Genomic DNA, 22,260 nt, shown 5'->3' on the forward strand with positions numbered 1-22,260 from the left:
ATGCGCATCGAAAACTGGGACCGCACCACGCTCCTCGAACAGGAGCGGGTCATCGGACGACTGAAGGGCACCGGCGCCCCGATCGGATACGCCGACGAGTTCGACGCGCTGGACTTCCACACGAAGAGCTCGAAGGGCACCCCGCTGATCGACGTCGACGCCCACGTCCGCATCGCGTCATCGGAGAACCTCAACGGCGTCGAGATCCTGCGCCGCGGTTACAACTTCACCGACGGCACGGACGGTTTCGGCCATCTGGATGCCGGCTTGTTCTTCATCGCGTTCGTCCGCGACCCGCAGACGTCGTTCGTCCCCATGCAGATGGCACTGTCGCGTAGCGACGCCATGAACGAGTACATCACCCACACGGGGACTGCCCTGTTCGCCTGCCCGCCGGGACTGCGCGAGGGTGACTCGTCGGCCTACTGGGGTTCGACGCTGCTGTCCTGATCATCGGCGGGCTCTGGATCAACCTCGTCGACGACCGGTTCCGGGTCCTCGGCTGGCTCGTCGGTCAACTGCTCCTCGGTCGGCCAGTGCGCCCGCCACTCTTCTTCGGTGACAACGCCGAGCTGCGCGTCGTCGAGTTCCGCTGGCACCTCGGGGTTGCGCCGACTGGCAATGACGTTCCGCTCGACCTTGCGGACGGTGTCCATGAACTCCAACGCCTGTGTGCGCAAGGCATTCTCGGGGTCGCTGCCAAAGGCCGTACCGATCGACGCCAGCCCGTCGGGCAGCAGATCGGCAGGGAGGCCGGCCGCGGTGACGCGTTCGAGGACCTTGTGCGTCAACGCCAGAGCGGGCTGCGCGGTGGGGACGTCGTCCATCACCGAACTGCGCGACTTCACCTTCGCTTCCCTGGCCTTGCGCTCCTCCCACTGCGCCAGCTGATCGGCGAGTGAAATCGATTCTCCGGCAAGCACTGCCGGCACCCTGTTGACCAGCTTGCGCACCAGGGCGTCGGCCACGTCGTCGATGCTGAACGGCAAGTCCGACGCATCCTCTGCGATGCGGGCGTGGAACAGCACCTGCAACAACACGTCGCCGAGCTCCTCGCGCAGCTCATCGACGTTGCCGCTGCGGACCGCGTCGAACAGCTCGTAGGTCTCCTCGAGCAGATACCGCCGCAGCGAATCGTGGGTCTGCTCGCCCTCCCACGGCCCTGACGTCCGCAGCGTGTCCATGATCGCCACCGCGTCGATCAACCGCTCACCGGGATACGGGGCAGGCGCCGAGATCAGCCTCTCGCCCGCAGCAAGGCGAGCCTGCACCATGGGGTGATTCGCGTCGGAGGACAGCAGCACCGGAGCGTCCTCGCCGGTGTACGCCGGCCGCGATGCGGGCAGCGACCACGGCACCTTGACGGGCATCTCCTCGGTGTACTGCACGTCGCCGGCGAGCAGAGCGATGGCGTCCACCGGCACCAGCGACGGGCGGCGCGGATCCACTAGGACGACAGTCATGTGGCCACACCTCCCACTTTGGTTATATCAACCTCCGATTGAGCTTTTCCATCCAGCGCCAACAGCAAACCTGCCACCACGCGCAGTAATTCGGCGTCGCGAACCCGCGGCGCCCCAACGCCGCTCCCGACGCGCGGGATCGGGACCGTGATGGTCGACGTCGTGGCGCGGTACGTCGCCGAAGGGTACATCCGCTTGAGTCGGAGCTGCTGGGAGTCCAGCAGCGTCAGTGGGGTGACGCGAATCGACGACGCCGACGGAGCGGTCACCTCGGTCACGCCGTACTGGCGGCACAGCAACCGTAGCCGGGCGGCAGCGACGAGGAGCAACGCGGGCTCGGGCAGCGGACCGTAGCGGTCGACCAGTTCCTCGACGACGGCTGCGATCGCCGCGTCGTCTTGCGCGGCCGCCAACCGGCGATAGCCCTCCAGCCGCAGTCGGTCGCTGCCGATGTACTCGGGCGGCAGGTTCGCGTCGACGGGCAGATCGATGCGAACGTCCTTCGGTTCCTCGACGGCCGCAACGGTCTTACCGTCGATCACCGCGCGGTATGCCTCGACTGCCTCGCCGACCAGTCGCACGTAGAGATCGAAGCCGACCCCAGCGACGTGGCCGGACTGTTCGGCGCCGAGCACGTTGCCCGCGCCGCGGATCTCGAGGTCCTTCATCGCCACCGCCATGCCCGCACCCAGCTCGTTGTTCTGCGCGATGGTGGCGAGCCGGTCGTAGGCGGTCTCCGTCAGCGGCACCTCTGGCGGATAGAGCATGTAGGCGTAGCCCCGCTCGCGGCTGCGCCCGACACGGCCCCGCAACTGATGAAGCTGCGACAACCCGAACGTGTCGGCACGCTCGACGATGAGGGTGTTCGCGTTCGAGATGTCCAGGCCCGTCTCGACGATCGTGGTGCACACCAGGATGTCGTATTCGCGGTTCCAGAACCCCTCGACGGTGCGCTCCAACTGCTCCTCGGGCATCTGGCCGTGCGCCACGACGACACGCGCCTCCGGGACGAGGGCCCGTACTCGCGCTGCCGCGGAGTCGATGGACTTCACCCGGTTGTGGATGTAGAACGCCTGCCCGTCGCGCAGCAGTTCGCGACGAAGCGCCGCGCCAACCTGCTTGTCATCGTGCGGGCCGACGTAGGTGAGGACGGGAAACCGCTCCTCGGGCGGGGTGAGGATGGTGGACATCTCGCGGATGCCCGCCAGGCTCATCTCCAGCGTGCGTGGGATCGGCGTCGCACTCATGGTCAGCACGTCGACGTGGGTGCGCATCGACTTGATGTGCTCCTTGTGCTCGACGCCGAACCGCTGCTCCTCGTCGACCACGACCATGCCGAGGTCCTTCCACGTCACGCCGGTCTGAAGCAGGCGGTGCGTGCCGATGACGATGTCGACCGACCCGTCCTTCATGCCCTCGAGCACCTTGCGGGACTCGGCGTTGTCGGTGAACCGGGACAACCCCTTCACGGTCACCGGGAAGCCGGCCATGCGCTGGGAGAACGTCTGCAGGTGCTGATCGGCCAGCAGCGTGGTGGGCACCAGCACGGCGACCTGCTTGCCCGCCTGCACCGCCTTGAACGCCGCCCGCACCGCGATCTCGGTCTTGCCGTAGCCGACGTCACCGCAGATCACCCTGTCCATCGGGACTGGCTTCTCCATGTCGGACTTGACGTCGTTGATGGCGGTCAGCTGATCCATGGTCTCGGTGAACCCGAACGCGTCCTCCATCTCGGCCTGCCACGGGGTGTCGGGCCCGAATGCGTAGCCCGGTGCGGCCTGCCGCTTGGCGTACAGCGTCACCAGTTCGCCCGCGATCTCGCGGACGGCCTTACGGGCCTTGGTCTTGGTGTTGGTCCAGTCGCTGCCGCCGAGCTTGCTCAGCGACGGCTCCTGGCCGCCGACGTAGCGGGACAGCTGGTCCAGTGAGTCCATCGGCACGAAGAGCTTGTCCGACCCGCCGCCGCGCTTGGCCGACGCGTACTCCAGCACCAGGTACTCGCGACGCGCACCACCGATGGTGCGCTCGACCATCTCAACGAAGCGGCCGATGCCGTGCTGATCGTGCACGACCAGGTCGCCAGCGGTCAGTGCCAGCGGGTCGACGACGTTGCGACGCTTGGCGGCCAGCCGCTTGCCCTCGGTGGCGTTGGCCCGGTTGCCGGTCAAGTCGGTCTCGGTGATGACGACGAGGTTCGCCCCCGGCAGTACGACACCGTCGCGCAACGGGCTCTTGAGCACCCCGACCACACCGGGCTTCGGTACGTCGCCTGCGGCCAACATCGAAGCGGGCGTGTCGGATTCGCCCAACTGCTCGACGATCCGGTGGGCAGTGCCGGTGCCGGGCGTCACGATGGCGGCGAGCCCACCGGTGGTGACGTGGGCGCGCAGCATCGCGAACATCTCGTCGAGGCTGTTCTGCTGACCCCGCGCCGACGGCGCCGCACGGATGTCGAGTTCGGTCGCCGAACCGTCGGCCAGCTGACTCAACGTCCACCACGGGTGGCCACCGTCGCCTGCGGCGGACCGGACGTCCGCGAGCTCGCGGAATCCGGACCCGCCGAGCTGCTCGACGTCGATCGGCGCGTCGGCTCCCATCGCGGCGACCGACCACGACGCCTCGAGGAACTCCTGGCCCGTCTTGATCAGGTCCGCCGACCGGGTGCGGACCTTCTCGGGGTCGCAGACCAGGATCGGCGCACCCGCAGGCAGATGGTCGGACAACAGGGACAGGTCGGTCGGTCGCAGGACGGGTAGCAGCGCCTCCATCCCGTCGACGGGGATGCCCTCGCCGAGCTTGGCCAACATGTCGCCGACCGTGCCGGTGACGCGGTTGTCGTCGTGCGGTTGGTCGGCGGACAGCGCGGCGGCCCGCTGACGCACGTCCTCGGTGAGCATCAGCTCGCGGCACGGCACGGCGATCAGGGTGTCGACGGCGATGTCGGGGATCGATCGCTGGTCGGCGACCGAGAACATCCGCATCTCCGAGACCTCGTCACCCCAGAACTCGACGCGGACGGGATGCTCGGCGGTCGGAGTGAAGACGTCGAGGATGCCGCCGCGGACCGCGAACTCGCCGCGCTTGCCGACCATGTCCACCCGGGTGTAGGCCAGCTCGACCAGCCGCTCCAACACGGCCTCAAATGTCGCCGCCGGGGCGGCTCCGGCGGCGAACCGGGGTTCCTCGCCGACCGTCAGCGTGACCGGCTCGATGTCGGCCAGGTCGGGCGCCATCGGCTGCAGCAGCGAGCGCGTAGTGGTGACCACGACCCGCAGCGGTGCACCGAGGCGCATGTCGTCGGGATGAGCCAGCCTGCGCAGCACCATCATCCTGGCGCCGACCGTTTCGACGCCCGGCGAGAGGCGCTCGTGCGGAAGCGTCTCCCACGACGGGAACATCGCGATCGCGTCACCGTAGACGGCACCCAGTTCGGCGGTCAGATCGTCGGCCTCGCGGCCAGTGGCGGTGACGACGAGTAGCGGACCCGCCTCGGCCAGTGCCGCGGCGACGAAGAGCCGAGCGCTGGCGGGGCCGACGAGCGCCATCGCAGGCGCGGCGTCGGCAGCGCGGCGGGTGAGGTCGGTCAACCCTGGATCGGACAGCGCGAGACGGACCAGGCCCGCCATCGGGGTCTGGACATGGGGGTGCCCCGATGCATTCATTGTGTGCCCAGCTTACTTCGTTGCCGTCGAGTGGCCACTTACCCCACGTCACAGTCCAAAAAGCGTGGGACAACTGGCCATTCGGCGCTGGGACTACTGCTGGTCGTGCAGCTCCGGATCCGCCTCGAGATGCGTCAGCCCGTTCCACATCAAATTGACGAGATGCGCGGCGACGACTTCCTTCTTCGGCTCCCTGGTGTCCAGCCACCACTGCGCAGTCATGGACACCGAGCCGACGAGCGCCTGCGCGTACAGCGGCGCCAACTGGGGATCGAGTCCGCGGCGGGAGAAGTCGCCGGCCAGGATCGACGCCACCTGGCTGACGGCGTCGTTGAGCAGGCTCGAATAGGTGCCGGACGCGATGCTGGCCGGCGAGTCGCGAATCAGGATCCGGAAGCCATCGGTGCGTTCCTCGACGTAGGTCAGCAGGGCCAACGCCACCCGTTCGACCCGCACCCGGGAGCGGTTGTTGGTCAGCGACGAGGTGATGCCGTCCAGTAGCGCCGACATCTCGCGGTCGACCACGACGGCGTACAGCCCCTCCTTGCCACCGAAGTGCTCGTAGACGACGGGCTTGGAGACGTTGGCCCGCTGGGCGATCTCCTCGATGGACGTGGCGTCATACCCGCGCTCGGCGAACAGCGACTTGGCGATCTCGATCAGCTGCTGGCGCCGTTCGGTTCCGGTCATGCGCGCACGGGGTGCACGCACTTCCTTCTCCGGCGCGGCCACGATGCCACCTTAATCCCCGGTCGCTTCGCTCCTGCCCTCCGCAGCCTGGGGCCACCACGGCCCGTCGACTAAAGTCAACGCCGCAGTCCGTCGTGGTGTAATCGGCAGCACCTCTGATTTTGGTTCAGATAGTTCAGGTTCGAGTCCTGGCGACGGAGCACAGCACCGAGCGATTTCGGCGCGTTGAGCCGCGGTGAGCGCGGCCGAACACGCCGAAATCGCCAAAAGGAGGCCACATGACGACTCGAGGCGACACCGCGGTCATCGTCTTGGCGGCAGGGGCTGGCACCCGAATGCAGTCCGATGTGCCCAAGGTGCTGCACACGCTGGCGGGCCGCAGCATGATCTCCCACGCGCTGCACGCCATCGCGAAGGTCTCGCCGCGGCACCTGGTGGTCGTCGTCGGCAAGGACCGCGATCGCGTCATCCCTGCCGTCGCCAGCCTGGCCGAGGAGCTCGGCCGCACCATCGACGTAGCCGTGCAGGACGAACAGCTAGGCACGGGGCACGCCGTCACGTGCGGGCTGGCCGCGCTACCCGACGACTTCGAAGGCACCGTCGTAGTGACCGCGGGCGACGTTCCCCTGCTGGATGCCGACACCCTGGCCGGTCTGGTCGACGCGCACGGCGGCGAGGTCTGCGCGGCGACGCTGTTGACCACCACGCTGCCGGACCCCACCGGCTACGGCCGAATCCTGCGGACGCAGGACGGCGAAGTCATGAGCATCGTCGAGCAGGCCGACGCCACCACGTCACAGCGGGCGATCCGCGAGGTCAACGCCGCCGTCTACGCCTTCGATGCCACGGCGCTGCGCTCGGCACTGAAGAAGCTGCGCTCCAACAACGCGCAGGGCGAGCTGTATCTCACCGACGCCGTCGAGATCCTCCGTCGCGACGATCAGCGGGTCAACGCCAGGCACGTGGACGACAGCGCCCTGGTCGCGGGCGTCAACGACCGCGTTCAGCTGGCCGACCTGCACCGCGAGCTCAACCGGCGCATCGTCGCGTCACTGCAGCGCAGCGGCGTGACCGTCATCGACCCGCGCACTACGTGGATCGACGTCGACGTGACCGTCGGTCGCGACACCGTCGTCGCACCGGGCACGCAGCTGCTCGGCACCACCCGGATCGGCGCGCGCTGTCAGATCGGGCCCGACACCACCCTGACGGGCGTCACCGTCGGCGACGGGGCCACCGTGATTCGCACCCAAGGCTCGTCGTCGGTGATCGGTGACGGCGCGGTCGTCGGCCCGTTCGCCTACCTGCGGCCCGGCACCGAGCTCGGCACCGAGGGCAAGATCGGCACGTTCGTCGAGACCAAGAACGCGAACATCGGCGCAGGCACCAAGGTGCCGCACCTGACCTACGTCGGGGACGCCGACATCGGCGAGAACAGCAACATCGGCGCGTCGAGCGTATTCGTCAACTACGACGGAGAAACCAAGCGGCGCACCACGATTGGCTCCAACGTGCGCACCGGATCGGACACCATGTTCGTCGCACCCGTGGTGGTCGGCGACGGCGCGTACACCGGCGCTGGCACTGTCGTTCGCGAGGACGTGCCGCCCGGCGCGCTGGCGGTCTCGGCCGGGCCGCAACGCAACATCGAGGGCTGGGTCGCGCGCAAACGACCCAACAGCGCGGCCGCCGACGCCGCCCGTGAAGCCACCGGCGAAGGCGACCAACCGGACACCTGACGTTGGCGTTCTGGCAACCCGGCCACGCGGCTACATATTCGCTACGTACGATCAACCCGTATCGATCCCCGACGGCAAAGGCAGCTCTAAGTGGCCACGGACTGGACCGACAATCGCAAGAACCTGATGTTGTTCTCGGGGCGTGCACATCCCGAGCTCGGCGATCAGGTCGCCAAGGAGCTGGACGTCAGCGTCACCGCGATGACGGCCCGCGACTTCGCGAACGGCGAGATCTTCGTGCGCTTCGACGAGTCGGTGCGCGGCTGCGACGCCTTCGTGCTGCAATCCCATCCCGCACCACTGAACAAGTGGCTCATGGAACAACTGCTGATGATCGACGCGCTCAAGCGGGGTAGCGCCAAACGCATCACCGCGATCCTGCCGTTCTATCCCTATGCCCGGCAGGACAAGAAGCACCGCGGCCGTGAGCCCATCTCGGCCCGACTGGTCGCCGACCTCTACAAGACCGCCGGTGCCGACCGCATCGTGTCGGTCGACCTGCACACCGATCAGATCCAGGGTTTCTTCGACGGCCCCGTCGACCACATGCGTGGCCAGTCGCTGCTGTGCGGATACATCCGCGACAACTACGCCAGCCACGACATGGTCGTCGTCTCCCCCGACTCCGGACGCGTGCGCGTCGCCGAGAAGTGGGCCGACTCGCTCGGCGGCGTCCCACTGGCCTTCATCCACAAGACCCGCGATCCCCTGGTGCCGAACCAGGTCAAGTCCAATCGCGTGGTCGGCGACGTCAAGGGCAGGACCTGCATCCTCACCGACGACATGATCGACACCGGTGGCACCATCGCCGGCGCGGTCAAGCTGCTCAAGGAGGACGGCGCTGCGGACGTGATCATCGCCGCCACCCACGGCGTGCTGTCCGATCCCGCCGCGCAGCGGCTGGCTGAGTGCGGCGCCCGCGAGGTCGTCGTCACCAATACGCTGCCGATCGGCGAGGAGAAGATGTTCCCCCAGCTGACCGTGCTGTCGATCGCGCCGCTGCTGGCCAGCACCATCCGCGCGGTGTTCGAAAACGGCTCGGTGACGGGACTGTTCGACGGGGATGCCTGAGATGACGTCGGTAGAAGGTCGGCGCCGGGGCGCCTCCACGAGCGTCATCTATCACAACCCCAAGTGCTCGACGTCGCGAAAGACCCTCGAACTGCTGCGGGACAGCGGTTACGAACCCACCGTGATTCAGTATCTGAAGACGCCTCCGACGCGCGAAGAACTGGTCGAGCTGATCACCGACGCCGGCATCGAGGTCCGGGCCGCCGTCCGCAAGCGCGAGGCGCTGTACTCCGAACTCGGGCTCGCGGGAGCATCCGACGACGAGTTGCTCGACGCTCTCGTCCAACATCCGATCCTCATCGAGCGTCCCTTCGTCGTCACCGGCAAGGGCACGCGCCTGGCCCGCCCGCTCGACGACGTCCGCGACATTCTGTGACGTTGGTCCGCCATGTCGGCGTGTTGGTGACGGCACTTGCCCTGGCCGGTTGCGCCTCGGGAACCACCGGGGGCGACGATGCCGCGTCCTCATCGACTACATCCTCGGCGACGAGCGCGATTCCCGCGATGACCCCGGTACCCGCCCCCGCGACGCCGCCGTCGGGCAAGCCAGTGGCGTTCAGGGATTACCTGGCCTCGATCAACGTCACCGGAACCCCCGTGCACCTGGACGATCTACCCGGGCTTTCGGTCACGGTGCCGGTGCCCGACGGTTGGGCTCAAACCAGCGATCCCCTTTTCGCGACCGGGGTCCAATTCATCCAACCGGTCAACGTCCAAGGACCCGCCCCTTCGGTGACGCTGATGGCGATCGAGCTCGTCGGCAACTTCGACCCGAAGGACGCCGTCCGCCACGCCAACACCGACGCGATGCCACCCACCGCCACCGACGTCACCGAGTCCTTCGACGATTACGACGGCTTCCCATCGGCGGCGACGGAGGGCATGACCACGAGCGCGCAGCACTACAGCCGGATCGTCCTGCCCGATGTGCCGTCGACCGGCAAGCGCTACCTGGTCCAGCTCACCGTGAATACGCCCCCCGATCAGCTGATCGCCGCGACGCCCGCGTTGAACAGCGTCGTGGCCGGCTTCAAGGTGGCGGTCTCGTGAGACGCGCCAAGGCAGCGATCGCCGGGGCCTTGGTCGTGGGGGCGGCGCTCACCGTGGCCGGGTGCGGTCCCGCGGAACCCGACTACAAGTCGATCTGGACGACGCCGACCACCACCACCGCCGCGCCAAGCACCGAGAAGCCCATCTCCATCTCGACCTACTTCGAGAACGCCGGCGTCACCGGTGCGCCCGTCGCACCCGACAAGTTGACCGACCTGACGGTGTCCGTGCCGCAGCCGCCGGGCTGGAAGCCCTACTTCAATACGAACCTCTCCCCTGGCACTCGCACGATCGCCAAGGGCGACACCTACCCGACCGCGATGCTCCTGGTGTTCAAGTTGGACGGGAACTTCGACGTCGCCGAGGCACTCAAGCACGCCAACGGCGACGCCGAGTTGTCGGAGAACTTCAAACAACTCAATGCCTCGACCGTCGACTTCCGAGGATTCCCCTCGTCGATGATCGAGGGGACCTACGACCTCAACGGTCAGCGGATGCAGAGCTACAACCGGATCGTCTTCGCCGAAGGCACGCCGGCACGCGCCGGCCTCCCCGGCCAGCGGTATCTGGTCCAGCTCACGGTGACCTCGTTCGCCGACAAGGCCCAGGCCGACGGGCCGGACATCGAAGGCATCATCAGGGGCTTCACGGTCGCAAGGAAATAGGCGCTCTCCATCCGGCCGGCGCTGGGGGTCCCCCCGGCTTGCGGGGGCGAGCGAAGCGACCCGGGAATAGGGTTGGGCGATGAGCAACTGGACCGCTGCAGAACTGCCCTCGTTCGCCGGCCGCACCGTGATCGTGACGGGCGCCAACAGCGGCCTCGGCGAGGTCACCGCCCGGGAACTGGCCAGGGTTGGTGCCAAGGTCATCGTGGCCGTCCGCAATCTCGAGAAGGGCAACGCCGCGGCGGCGAGGATGCCCGGGCAGGTGGAGGTCCGCAAGCTCGATCTGCAGGACCTGTCCTCGGTGCGAGCATTCGCCGACTCGGTCGACGCGGTGGACGTGCTGATCAACAACGCCGGAATCATGGCGGTGCCCTACGCGCAGACCGTCGACGACTTCGAAAGTCAGATCGGCACCAACCACCTTGGCCACTTCGCGCTGACCAATCTGCTGCTGCCCAAGATCTCCGACCGGGTGGTGACGGTGTCGTCGATGATGCATCTGATCGGCAAGGTCAGCCTCAAGGACCTGAACTGGAAGGCGCGGCCCTACTCCGCGTGGCTGGCCTACGGCCAGTCGAAGCTGGCCAACCTGCTGTTCAGCAAGGAGTTGCAGCGCCGACTCGACGCGGCCGGTTCGCCGGTGACGGCGCTCTCCGCGCACCCCGGGTACTCGGAAACGAACCTGCAGGGTCACGCGGCGGGCAAGATCAGCAACTCGCTGATGTCGCTGGGCAACAAGCTGGCCACCGACGCCGACTTCGGGGCGCGTCAGACGCTCTTCGCCGCATCGCAGGCGTTGCCGGGCGATAGCTTCGTCGGCCCGAAGTATGCGATGCGCGGGCCCACCGGGCTGTCGGCGCGAAGCCCGCTGGCCGGCAACGCACACACCGCCGCCGCGCTATGGGACCTGTCCGAGCAGCTCACGGACACCAAATTTCCGCTCTGACGGCCCCATACGCTAGCCTTGGCGACGATCACGGCGAGGGTGGACCGCATCGGGCCACCGTTATCGACGGGAACGATTCGCAGCTGAGCTGCTTCCAGTCGCCCTCACCGTGCCACCAGACAAACGGCACAGGAGCGACACACATGGCCAAGACTGCGGCCCACGCATCGAACAATCTGACCGCTGAGGTCCGCGCGAAGACCGGCAAGGGCGCATCGCGCCAGGCTCGTCGCGACGGCAAGGTGCCCGCCGTGCTCTACGGCCACGGCGCCGATCCGCAGCACCTGACGTTGCCGGCCCGTGAGTTCGCCGCGGTGCTCCGTAACTTCGGCACCAACGCGGTCCTGACCCTCGACATCGACGGCAAGGAAGCCCTTGCGCTGCCGAAGGCGATCGAGATCCACCCGATCCGCCGCAACATCCAGCACGTCGACCTGATCATCGTTCGTCGCGGCGAGCGGGTCACCGTCGAGATCCAGGTCATCGTCGAGGGCGACGCGGGCCCGGACACCCTGGTCAACCAGGAGTCCAACACCATCGAGATCGAGTCCGACGCGATGTCGATCCCCGAGAACCTGACGCTGTCGGTCGAGGGCATCGCCGCAGGCACACAGTTCCTCGCCTCGCAGGTGACGCTGCCCGAGGGCGTCACGCTGATCTCGGATCCCGACCTGCTGGTCGTCAACGTGATTACTGCGCCGACCGCCGAGGATCTCGAGGCCGAGGGCGCCGGCGACGCCGCCGACGCACCGGCAGCCGATGTGGATGGCGAGGCCGACGGCGACGAGGCCGCGGAAGCCGAGTCCGAGTAGGGAGTGGCCGAGCCACTGCTGGTGGTCGGCCTCGGAAACCCCGGGCCGCGTTACGAAACGACGCGGCACAACCTGGGGTTCCTCGTCGCCGACATTCTCGCCGATCGCCTCGGCGCGGGATTCAAGGTGCACAAGAAGTCGGGCGCTTTAGTGGCTACTGGTCGCCTCGGCGGCCGCTCCGTGGTGCTGGCCAAGCCGCGACTGTTCATGAACGAGTCCGGTCGCCAGGTCGGTCCGTTGGCGAACTTCTACTCGGTGGCGCCAGCCGACGTCATCGCCATCCACGACGAGCTGGACATCGACTTCGGTCGAATCCGACTCAAGCTGGGTGGCGGTGAAGGCGGCCACAACGGGTTGCGTTCGGTCGCTTCGGCGCTGGGCACCAAGGACTTTCAACGCGTGCGCATCGGGATCGGCCGGCCGCCGGGTCGCAAGGATCCCGCGACCTACGTGCTGGAGAACTTCACCACCGCCGAACGACCAGAGGTCGGCACCATCTGCGAGCAGGCCGCCGACGCCACCGAACTGTTGATTCAGCTGGGCCTCGAGTCGGCGCAGAACACCGTCCACGCCTGGGGCTAGCGGCCGCTGATACCGCTGTCGACCACCTTCACCGTCTTGTGCGGGTACCGCTTCTCGGCGTGTTCCTTGGCAGCCGAGTTCGGCAGCACGTACAGCGTCTCGCGTTTGGCCTGAAGCGGTTTGAGCACCAGGTCCATGAAGCCCTTTCGATCGTCGAGGTAGGGCTCGATGACGTCCTCGCCCGCCGGGCACACCGCGAGACAGTAGGCGGCCTTGTAGTTCGCCTTGAACGACAAGCTCTGCCACATCGACGCGTTCTCCGAATCGGTGACGCGGGAACGGAAGTCAGCGGCATCGGAGCTGTCGGCGATCGTCTGCACGTAGTCGGTGAAGCCGCCCATGAACTCGCGGTAGTTGTGCACCGAGCACGCGACGAAGTCGAACTCGCCGTCCTTGCCGATGGCCCCGACCGGGCACGCCGCGACACATAGCTTGCATTCCAGGCACGGCGAATAGTCAAGCGGCTCACCGTAGCTGGTGATCGGCGCGTCGACCATGATGGTGGCGAGAAGGATGAAGTTGCCGAACTTCGGGTGGATCACGTTGCGATGGATGCCCATGACGCCGAGTCCGGACGCGACCGCGACCGGTTTGTGCGCGACGACCCAGATCCGGCCGGGAAACTCGTCCATCTCCATTGGGAAGGTTGCCGACGGATTGAGCACGCGGTGTCCGACGTCCTGCAGTGCGCGGGTGATTCGGTGCGCGGCTTCGTTGATGATCTCGCCGGTCCGGTGGAACTCCTGATTGGCGACGCTGCGCGCGGGTGAGCGGACGTTGTCCCGATTCATCCGCACGACCAGCGAGATGTAACTCTTGGTGCCGGGCAGTGCGGATTCGACGTGCTCACGTTCGGAAGCCAGCGCCGGATCGTCGACGCTGGCGAAGGCAACGTCATCGGCGCCGGCGGCGAGGCACGTCGCGCGCAGCCAGTCGGCGTCGATCACCCCCGGCGGTGGTTCCGTCTTGCGGGCGAGCACCTTCCGCACGGTCGGGTGGTTCGCGATCCGTCCGGAGACACGGTCCGTCATCGCGCGGCACGAAGCGTCGGCAGGGGCATCATGCATCTGAGTATAGCTATAGATACTCAGGCGTGCAGGGTGGCCACGCTACTCCTCAGCCACCGGTCCTGGGGCGGACGATCGCGGGTATCGGCGTCGGCGGCAAGGATTGACTTGGTGCGGTGAACTTGATGACCGAGCCGGGCACCCTCGCGTAGACGCAGGCGCGTGGCTGCGGGGCTTCGATGTCGGTGCACACGGTCGTGGAGACCATCGCGAACTCGCTCGACCACGTGAACTGCGCCCCGCCGGCGCCGGCGGACTGCACCGGACCGGGAAAGACTTCGGCGACGACGATGCTGTACCGGTCGATGGGAATCTGCGTCTCGATCTCCGACATCACGTGTCCCGCCGAATCGGAACCGACCAAGGATCGATAGATTCGCTGACCCACCTGAAACTGTCCACCTTCGACGATCGTGTCCAGCGCGACGATGTTGGCGACGAGGTAACCGCCGGGGTTCATGGCGTCGGCCTCGATCTTGAGCTTGACCGTCGCGGTAGTGGTGGGGTCCCCCTTGGCGTTGTCCCCGTAGGGAGCGATGCTCAAGGTGAGACGCGGCACCTCCGACCTTCCCAAGACCAGCAAGGAGATCACCAGCATGATCGCGATGCCGCCCATCAGGAGCGTCGCCGCCAGCGCGATCGGGATCTTGACGGTGTCACGCCACCACTTCTTCTCGGATTTATACGTCTCGCTATACGTCACGCCGACGGCAACCAGCGCACCGAGAAACGCCACGACGATCAGCGAGACAGCCAGCACCGTCCATGACAGATAGCCGTTCGCAACCCTCGGAATCACGGTCAGGGCACTGAGACCCGCCGTCAGCAAGGAGAAGCCACCGAGCACCCACGCGGCGGCCTTGACTACCGCTCCAGTTCGGCTCGCCTGCTGCTCGGTCGAGACCGCCAGTGCCTCGCCCGCCCGCGTGCCGACGTTCGCGGTGTCCGCCATCTTGCCCCCTGGGTCAGCAGGCTGCCGCACGCCGGCATCGAGCTAGGGCCGATGGTATGAGCAATGTCGGCGCGCCGGGGCCGTTTGGGCTGGGCAGCGCCGTCGACGAACGCCGACTAGTCCGACGTGCGGCGCGAATATGCGCGCAGCGCGAAGGGCGCCAGCACCGCGGTCATCGCCAACGACCACAGGATGGTCGCGAGTATCGGATAGTGCAGCGGCAACTGCGCTTCCGGCGGCGCCGCCGGGCCGTTGCCCCACAGTTCCCGCATCGCCTGCGCCAGCGACGAGACGGGGTTCCACTCGGCAATCACCCTCAGCCACCTGGGCATCGGTTCGGTCGGCGCGAATGTGTTGGCCAGGAAGGTAATTGGGAATAGCACGGTGAACATCACCCCGTTGACCGCCTCCACCGACCGCATCAGCGATCCGACGAGGATGCCGAACCAGATCATCCCGAAGCCGAAGACCAGGATCAGCGCGAACGCCAGCACCGCATCTGCTACACCGCCTCGGATGCGCCAGCCGATGCACAGCCCGGTGATCGCCATGACCACGACGCCGATCGACGAATGGATCAGGCTCGCGACGCTGCGGCCGATCAGTACCGAGGACCGCCGGATCGGCAGCGACCGAAACCTGTCGATGATGCCCTTCTCGACGTCGGAGGTGATACCGGCGGCGACGACGAATGCGGTGAAGACGATGGTCTGCGCCTGGATGCCCGGCAGCAGGAACTCGCGGTAGGACGCACCGCCGGTGTTGGCGATCGACGCGCCGAAGACGAACGCGAACAGGAGCACGAACATGATTGGCTGCACGGTGACGTCGCTGAGCATCTCCGGCATGCGTTTGGTGTGGATCATGTTGCGCTTGACCATGATCCACGACTGCTCGAAGACGGAGGTTTGGCGCGTCGCGGGTCGCGATGCATCGACGGCGGATCTGGGTGCCACGGTCGTCATGGTCGGCTCTCCTCATTCTCGTCGTCGTCCGCGCGATGGCCGGTGAGCGATAGGAACACGTCGTCGAGGCTCGGCCTGGACAGCCCGATGTCGTCGACCTCGATCCGGCTCTCCTGCAGCCAGCCGGCTACCCGCGTCATGTCGGCGATCCCGTCCGCCGCCGCGGTGAGCTGCCGCGCTCCCGCGTCGACGTGTACGTCGATGCCCGACCTCGCCATCAGTTCCCTGGCGGTCTGCAGGTCGGCGGCATGGGACACAGTCACCACCAGACTGGCGTTGCCCGCCTGCTGCTTGAGTTGCAAGGGGGTGCCCTTGGCGATGATGCGACCCCGGTCCATCACGACGATGTCGTCGGCGAGTTGATCGGCTTCTTCGAGGTACTGGGTAGTCAGCAATAGGGTGGTACCGCGAGAGACCAGGTCGCGCAGCACATCCCACAGGTCGATGCGGCTACGGGGGTCGAGGCCCGTGGTCGGCTCGTCCAGGAACAGCACCGGCGGCGATGCGATCAGGCTGACCGCGAGGTCGATGCGCCTGCGCATGCCACCCGAGTAGGACTTGACCGGTCGGTCGGCGGCATCGGCAATCGAAAAGCGCTCCAGCAGTTGGTCCCCCAGCCGCGCGACGTCGCGACGACCGATGCCGTACAGGGCCCCGATCATCCGGATGTTCTCACGTCCGGTGAGAAGCTCGTCGACCGTCGCGGCCTGCCCGGTGAGGCCCATGTTGCTACGGACCATGGCCGGCTGGGTGCGGACGTCGTAGCCCGCCACCCGCGCGGTCCCGCTGGTGGGTTCGGTGAGCGTCGTCATCATCCGGACGGTGGTGGTCTTGCCCGCACCGTTGGGCCCGAGCAGTCCCAACACGGTTCCCTGCGCCACGGTGAAGCTGACGCCGTCGACCGCAGGCCGCTCATCGGCGCGGTCACCGAACTTCTTGACGAGATCTATGGCCTCGATGGCCGGGGCGGTCATGCGACAACCGTAGCGACACCCCCCGACGGGCAGCCAACGACTTTCCGCGACCTCAGGTTCTGACGAGCGTGCGTGCCCTGCCAGTTTGAGCGGCGTGTCGCGGAGCAGACACGCACGCTCGCGCCAAAGAAGATTAGGTGACGAGCGAGACCGAGTTCGCGCGGCGCAGCTTGCCGGACGGCGTCTTCGGAATGGTGCCGGGGCCGAGGACGACGACGTTGCGGGGTCGCACGTCGACCTCCGTCACCACCTCGTGGGCGACCTGGTGCTCGATGCGACGCACCTCGAGCGGGTCCTCCCAGGCGTTGGACTCCACCGCGACGGCGAACGTCTCGCGGGAGTGGCCCGCGTCGAGCCGGACCGCAACGGCACAGCCAGGGCGGACGCCCTTGACGCGGCCGGCGGCCCGCTCGATGTCGGTCGGGTAGATGTTGCGGCCCGCCATGATGATGACGTCCTTCACGCGGCCACAGACCACGATGTGGCCGTTCTCCATCTGGTAGCCGAGGTCACCCGTGTCGTACCAGCCGTGCTGGTCCTGCGCCGGAAGGAAGCCACCCATCGTGATGTAACCGGGGGTCAGGGATTCGCCGCGGAGCTCGATGACGCCGACGCCGCGCGCGGGCATGACCTCGCCGTGCTCGTCGACGACCCGGGCTTCGAGGTCACGCAACAGCGGACCCAGCGAGGCCAGGCGACGGGTGTTGCCCTTCGTGGAGGGGACGGCGCGGCGCAATGCCGCCAGCAGGTCGGCGTCGACCTCGTCGACCACCAGGCCGGCACCGCATTCGGAGAAGGAAACCGCGAGCGTGGTCTCGGCCATTCCGTAGGCCGGCAGGATCGCCTTGGGGCTGAGGCCGAACGGCTTGCCCGCGTCCAGCAGATCCTCGACGTCGGCGGGCTCGACCGGCTCGGCGCCCGACAGCGCGAAGCGCAGGGTGGACAAGTCGAACTGGCCTGGCTCGGCCTGATTGCGCAGGCGCTTGGCGAACAGCGCGTAGGCGAAGTTGGGCGCTGCGGTCATGGTGCCCTTGTACTTGTCGATCAGCTTGGCCCACAGCAGCGTGTCGCGCAGGAAGTCCATCGGCGTCACCTTGACCAACTCGGCGCCGAAGTACATCGGGATGGTGAGGAAGCCGACCATGCCCATGTCGTGGAAGCAGGGCAGCCAGCTGACCATGACGTCCTTGGTCACGTCGTACTCGGCGCCGATGAACATCGCCTCGGCGTTCGAGTAAATGTTGCGGTGGGTGATCTGGACGGCCTTTGGCGAGCCGGTGGAGCCCGACGTCAGCTGCATCAGCGCGAGGTCGTCCTCCTCGGTCTCCACGGGGTCGATCGGGTCGGCGTCGAGCAGGTCGCCGATCTTGAGGACGAGGATGCCCTTTTCCTCCAGCACGGGGATCGCCACCAGGAACGGCTCGGAGACGATCACGGCCTTGGCCTCGATCATCCCGATGACGTTCATGGTGTCCTCGGCCCAGACCACCAGGTCGGTGCGCGGGGTGGGCTGATGCAGCATCGTGAGGCTGGCGCCACGCATCCACAGCGCCTGCGCCGTCGGAGCGATCTCGACGGGATATCCGGCCAGCACGCCGACGGCGTCGCCGGGTCCGACGCCTGCCGCGGCCAGTCCGCCCGCGATGCGCCGAGCGCGCTCGTGCACTTCACCCCAGGTGTGGCGCACCGGTTCGTGCGGCTCCCCGGTCACCATGCCCGTGGTCACCGTCCGAGCGTTGTGGAACATCTTCTCGGTAAACCTGCTCACGACAACCTCCTGGGTCTGAGGAGCCCGGCGTCGGCCCCTGCGTTGAACTCGCAGCCAACGCGCGCTATTCCATGCCTCTTCAATGTTCCACCCGTTTGCGCATGCGTCCCACGAGGGACGCGCACACGATTGGGGTGCGGTTTCGTCTCGAAATGAATGCGGTTGAGTTTGCCTGAGCAAGACCGGCGCAACCGGTGTCACCGCTGATCGGTCTCCCACCGAAGGCCGCGGTGGGGGAAGTCGTCGCGTCGCGCTTGAAACCGCTCGTTGTCACCGTCGATCATCTTAAGAGACTCTTAAGTAACTACCAAACTTACCGGCCGATTGAGGCGTGGGTCACACCGTGTTCGACGGCGCCGGGACGACACGGGCGCCGTGCACGGGGCCGCTCGCCGCGCGAACCGTGCGACACACCCCGGCCCCGGCGAGTTGAACGCCGACGTCGACCGCCGCGCCCGCCGACGGGCACAGGAACGCACACGTCGGCCCGGAACCGGAGACGATGCCCGCCAACGCCCCGGCGTCCACACCGGCACGCAGCGTCTGCCGCAGCCCGGGGTCGAGGCTCAGTGCAGCGGGCTGGAGATCGTTGCCCAATAGAGGTGCCAGCTCGTCCGGGTCCCCCGAGGCCAGCGCCGCGAGCAACGGCTCCGGATCCTCGAGTCGCGGTGGTTGCTCTCGGCTCGCGTCGGCCCGCAGCCTGTCGATTTCGGCGAACACCTTCGGCGTCGAGAGACCGCTATTCGCGAACGCCAGCACCCAGTGAAAAGTGTTGCGCGCCAACACCGTCGCCAGTTGTTCACCCCGCCCGGTGCCCAGCGCGGTGCCACCGTGCAGCGCGAAGGGCACGTCGCTGCCGAGCTCGGCGCCCAACGCGTGCAGGTCTCGTCGAGGCACCCCGAGCTCCCATAGCGCGTTCATGGCAACCAGTACGGCCGCGGCGTCGGCGCTGCCGCCCGCCATGCCACCCGCGACGGGGATCGACTTCTCCATGGAGATGGCCACGTCCGGCGCACGCCCGACGTGCTCGGCCATCAGCTCGGCGGCGCGCCACGCCAAATTGCGATGATCCAACGGCAGTGCGGCCACATCGTCGCTGAAGCCCTCACCCGACAGCTCGAGCGACAACACGTCGGCGTTGCGCACCGTGATCTCGTCGAACAACGACACGGCGTGGAACACCGTGGTGAGTTCGTGGTAGCCGTCGTCGCGAAGGTCACCGACGCCGAGATACAGGTTGACCTTGCCCGGCACGCGGACCGTGACGGACCCAGTCGAGACCCACTCGGCGGCAGTGTCGGACTGGGGCACGCAACGACAGTAACGTCGCGCACGTGCGACAGGTACGGAAGTGGTGAGATACCCCTCGGTGATCCCGCCGCTCGGCAACCGTTGCCCGGATACCGCAGAAGGCTCACGCTAGTGTTTGCTCGAAAGGTGTGTCAAGGATCACGGGGACGCTGGCATTGATGGACACGTTCGACGATTACGTGGTCGACGGCTTCATCGGCCATGGCGGCTCCGCCACGGTCTATCGTGCCCACCGCGCCGCGACGCCAACCGATCCCGTCGCACTCAAGGTGCTCGACGAGCGCCACCACGCCCCCTCCCACATGAGCCGGCTGCAGCGCGAGTTCGAGTTTGCCCGCCGGGCTGCCCATCCCCACGTGGTGACCATGTACGCATGCGGGCCCGATTGGCTGGCCATGCAACTGATCGGTGGCGGCACCATACTGAATCTGGACACCAGGGCCGACCGGCTGGCGGCCCTGGCCCAGATCGCGGACGCGCTCGACCACACGCACACGCTGGGCATCGTGCACTCTGACGTCAAGCCGTCGAACATCCTTGTCTGCGAGACCTTTTCCGAGGGTGGTGCGATACTCACCGACTTCGGCATCGCCCATGCGCTGACCGAAAGGGTTTCCCGCCGACCGACGCACATCGAGGCGTCCCTGCCGTACGCGGCGCCGGAGGTGCTGCACGGGCACGCCCCCTCGGCGGCGTCCGATGAATACGCGCTGGCGTGCACGACGGTCGAACTCCTCACCGGCTCACCACCGTTCACCGCGCCGACGGCGATGGCCCTGGTGAACGCCCACCTGAACAGCCCCACACCTAAGTACTCGAGGCGGATCGACTGGATGCCGCGCGCGTTCGACTCGATCCTGGCGAAGGCGATGGCGAAGACGCCAGATCTGCGGTATCAGACCTGCTCGGAATTCGTCGCGCTGGTCACCCGCGCGATCGGGTGAGCAAGCGATAACGCCAGCAACACGTTTCCTTAACTCAACCTTTACCGCCCCCGGCGGCGCCCCAGCCCGCTGACGGCTAACTTCGACAAATGACGACGGAATCTCCGACCGCATACGACAATTCAGCGCTCGCACACGAAGAAGAGGGCTATGACAAGGGCCTGAAACCGCGCCAGTTGCAGATGATCGCGATCGGCGGCGCCATCGGCACCGGACTCTTCATGGGCGCTGGCGGCCGGCTGCACAGCGCCGGGCCCGGCCTCTTCATCGTCTACGCGATCTGCGGCCTGTTCGTGTTCTTCATTCTGCGGGCCCTCGGCGAACTGGTGCTGCACCGTCCCTCATCGGGGTCGTTCGTCTCCTATGCACGCGAATTCCTCGGCGAGAAGGCCGCTTACGTCGCGGGGTGGATGTACTTCTTCAACTGGGCGTGCACGTCGATCGTCGACGTCACCGCCATCGCGCTCTACATGCACTACTGGGGCGCCTTCGGCGCGATACCCCAGTGGACCATCGCCCTCATCGCCCTGGTGATCGTGCTCAGCATCAACATGATCTCGGTCAAGTGGTTCGGCGAGATGGAATTCTGGGCCGCCCTGATCAAGGTGGTCGCGCTGGTGACGTTCCTGATCGTCGGAATCGTCTTCCTGGCCGGCCGATTCACCGTCGAGGGTCAGAGCACCGGACCGTCGGTCATCACCGACAACGGCGGCATCCTGCCGCACGGCCTGCTCGCGTTGGTGGTCATCACCTCCGGCGTCATCTTCGCCTATGCCGCAGTCGAATTGGTTGGCACGGCGGCAGGCGAGACCGCCGAGCCCGCCAAGGTGATGCCGAAGGCGATCAACTCCGTCATCTTCCGGATCGCGGTGTTCTACGTCGGCTCGCTGATCCTGTTGGCGCTGCTGCTGCCGTACACGTCGTACAAGCAGGGCACCAGCCCCTTCGTGACGTTCTTCTCGAGCATCGGTGTCCCCGCCGCCGGCGACGTCATGAACTTCGTCGTGCTGACGGCCGCGCTGTCGAGCCTGAACGCCGGGCTGTACTCCACTGGCCGCATCCTGCGCTCGATGTCGATGAACGGCAGTGCGCCGAAGTTCACCTCCAAGATGTCCAAGCGGGGGGTCCCGTGGGCGGGCATCGCCCTGACCGCCTGCTTCACCGTCGTGGGCGTCTTCCTCAACCTCGTCGTGCCTGCCGAGGCGTTCAACATCGCGCTGGATCTCTCGGCGCTGGGCATCATCGCGTCGTGGGCGACCATCGTGATCTGCCAGATCCAGCTCTACCGGTGGTCGAAGAAGGGGATCTTGGAACGTCCCGCGTTCCGGCTGTTCGGCACGCCGTACACGAGCTACGCGACGTTGGGGTTCCTCGTCGCCGTGACGGTGCTGATGTGCTGGGAGAACATCTGGAATCTCATTGCGCTACTGATCATCGTGCCCGCACTGGTCGGCGGTTGGTACGCGGTTCGCGGCCGGGTGCTCGCGGTGGCGCAGGAGCGCGTCGGGATCACGGGCAACTACCCCGTCTACGCGGAGACACCACTCATGGACGAACTGGTGAACAAGGCGAAGAACACCGACGAGAAGAGCTGAGCGC

20 protein-coding genes and 1 tRNA gene are annotated in these 22,260 nt (G+C 66.9%); 12 read left to right on the forward strand and 9 right to left on the reverse strand.

What is annotated here, in order from left to right:
- Positions 1-450: Dyp-type peroxidase (locus QOD90_RS05780; protein ID WP_526347567.1), on the forward strand; the 450-nt coding region annotated here is incomplete at its 5' end.
- Here the strand turns inward: QOD90_RS05780 and QOD90_RS05785 are convergent.
- The 3 genes from QOD90_RS05785 to QOD90_RS05795 form a co-directional block, all read right to left on the reverse strand.
- A complete protein-coding gene (locus QOD90_RS05785) occupies positions 423-1,463 on the reverse strand; it encodes a nucleoside triphosphate pyrophosphohydrolase (protein WP_526347569.1) in 1,041 nt (346 codons plus the stop codon). The genes QOD90_RS05780 and QOD90_RS05785 overlap by 28 nt on opposite strands.
- Positions 1,460-5,125, reverse strand: coding sequence for a transcription-repair coupling factor (gene mfd, locus QOD90_RS05790; RefSeq protein ID WP_526347571.1), 3,666 nt, complete (start codon positions 5,123-5,125; stop codon positions 1,460-1,462). The genes QOD90_RS05785 and mfd overlap by 4 nt, the downstream gene beginning before the upstream one ends.
- A 93-nt stretch (positions 5,126-5,218) precedes the next feature.
- Positions 5,219-5,815, reverse strand: coding sequence for a TetR/AcrR family transcriptional regulator (locus QOD90_RS05795; protein WP_284231596.1), 597 nt, complete (start codon positions 5,813-5,815; stop codon positions 5,219-5,221).
- Positions 5,816-5,943: 128 nt separating this feature from the next.
- Between QOD90_RS05795 and QOD90_RS05800 the strand changes: the two genes are divergently transcribed.
- From QOD90_RS05800 to pth, 9 genes are all read left to right on the forward strand, one after another.
- A tRNA-Gln gene (locus tag QOD90_RS05800) sits at positions 5,944-6,015 on the forward strand.
- A gap of 78 nt (positions 6,016-6,093) precedes the next feature.
- Entirely contained in the window at positions 6,094-7,554 is a 1,461-nt protein-coding gene (gene glmU, locus QOD90_RS05805; RefSeq protein ID WP_526347573.1) for a bifunctional UDP-N-acetylglucosamine diphosphorylase/glucosamine-1-phosphate N-acetyltransferase GlmU, read from the forward strand.
- 90 nt (positions 7,555-7,644) lie between these two features.
- A complete protein-coding gene (locus tag QOD90_RS05810) occupies positions 7,645-8,625 on the forward strand; it encodes a ribose-phosphate diphosphokinase (RefSeq protein WP_526347575.1) in 981 nt (326 codons plus the stop codon).
- A 1-nt stretch (position 8,626) separates the two neighbouring features.
- Complete coding sequence (arsC, locus tag QOD90_RS05815) at positions 8,627-9,001, forward strand: arsenate reductase (glutaredoxin) (RefSeq protein ID WP_526347577.1); 375 nt, start codon at positions 8,627-8,629, stop codon at positions 8,999-9,001.
- Between the two features lie 2 nt (positions 9,002-9,003).
- Positions 9,004-9,675, forward strand: coding sequence for an LpqN/LpqT family lipoprotein (locus QOD90_RS05820; protein ID WP_526347579.1), 672 nt, complete (start codon positions 9,004-9,006; stop codon positions 9,673-9,675).
- Positions 9,672-10,340: an LpqN/LpqT family lipoprotein gene (locus tag QOD90_RS05825; protein WP_526347581.1), complete on the forward strand. Its 669-nt coding sequence runs from the start codon at positions 9,672-9,674 to the stop codon at positions 10,338-10,340. Before QOD90_RS05820 ends, QOD90_RS05825 begins: the two co-directional genes overlap by 4 nt.
- Positions 10,341-10,419: 79 nt before the next feature.
- A complete protein-coding gene (locus tag QOD90_RS05830; protein WP_526347582.1) occupies positions 10,420-11,286 on the forward strand; it encodes an oxidoreductase in 867 nt (288 codons plus the stop codon).
- A 143-nt stretch (positions 11,287-11,429) separates the two neighbouring features.
- Positions 11,430-12,098 (forward strand): 50S ribosomal protein L25/general stress protein Ctc, encoded by a 669-nt coding sequence (locus QOD90_RS05835; RefSeq protein ID WP_526347583.1) that lies wholly within the window; start codon positions 11,430-11,432, stop codon positions 12,096-12,098.
- Positions 12,099-12,101: 3 nt separating this feature from the next.
- Positions 12,102-12,680 (forward strand): aminoacyl-tRNA hydrolase, encoded by a 579-nt coding sequence (gene pth, locus QOD90_RS05840; RefSeq protein WP_526347585.1) that lies wholly within the window; start codon positions 12,102-12,104, stop codon positions 12,678-12,680.
- On the opposite strand, the gene QOD90_RS05845 is transcribed toward pth, so the two are convergent.
- The 6 genes from QOD90_RS05845 to QOD90_RS05870 all read right to left on the reverse strand — a co-directional run bounded on the left by QOD90_RS05845 (position 12,677) and on the right by QOD90_RS05870 (position 19,717).
- Entirely contained in the window at positions 12,677-13,711 is a 1,035-nt protein-coding gene (locus QOD90_RS05845) for an epoxyqueuosine reductase (protein WP_526347587.1), read from the reverse strand. The genes pth and QOD90_RS05845 overlap by 4 nt on opposite strands.
- 85 nt (positions 13,712-13,796) lie before the next feature.
- The gene (locus tag QOD90_RS05850; RefSeq protein ID WP_526347588.1) at positions 13,797-14,699 is read right to left on the reverse strand and encodes a hypothetical protein; all 903 of its coding nucleotides are present in this window, start codon (positions 14,697-14,699) and stop codon (positions 13,797-13,799) included.
- Between the two features lie 116 nt (positions 14,700-14,815).
- Positions 14,816-15,664, reverse strand: a complete 849-nt coding sequence (locus QOD90_RS05855) for an ABC transporter permease (RefSeq protein ID WP_526347590.1) — start codon at positions 15,662-15,664, stop codon at positions 14,816-14,818.
- Complete coding sequence (locus QOD90_RS05860; RefSeq protein WP_526347592.1) at positions 15,661-16,638, reverse strand: efflux ABC transporter ATPase subunit, DrrA-related; 978 nt, start codon at positions 16,636-16,638, stop codon at positions 15,661-15,663. The genes QOD90_RS05855 and QOD90_RS05860 overlap by 4 nt, the downstream gene beginning before the upstream one ends.
- A 133-nt stretch (positions 16,639-16,771) precedes the next feature.
- On the reverse strand, positions 16,772-18,406 hold the full coding sequence (locus QOD90_RS05865) for a fatty acyl-AMP ligase (RefSeq protein ID WP_526347594.1): 1,635 nt from the start codon (positions 18,404-18,406) through the stop codon (positions 16,772-16,774).
- Between the two features lie 336 nt (positions 18,407-18,742).
- A complete protein-coding gene (locus QOD90_RS05870; protein WP_526347596.1) occupies positions 18,743-19,717 on the reverse strand; it encodes a 4-(cytidine 5'-diphospho)-2-C-methyl-D-erythritol kinase in 975 nt (324 codons plus the stop codon).
- 158 nt (positions 19,718-19,875) lie between these two features.
- Here QOD90_RS05870 and QOD90_RS05875 point away from each other — a divergent pair, with 158 nt between their 5' ends.
- Positions 19,876-20,661, forward strand: coding sequence for a serine/threonine-protein kinase (locus tag QOD90_RS05875; RefSeq protein WP_526347598.1), 786 nt, complete (start codon positions 19,876-19,878; stop codon positions 20,659-20,661).
- Between the two features lie 89 nt (positions 20,662-20,750).
- Entirely contained in the window at positions 20,751-22,256 is a 1,506-nt protein-coding gene (locus QOD90_RS05880) for an amino acid permease (RefSeq protein ID WP_526347600.1), read from the forward strand.
- Positions 22,257-22,260 lie beyond the last annotated feature (4 nt).

It is taken from the genome of Mycobacterium sp. (assembly GCF_032161845.1).
Taxonomy (GTDB): Bacteria; Actinomycetota; Actinomycetes; order Mycobacteriales; family Mycobacteriaceae; genus Mycobacterium.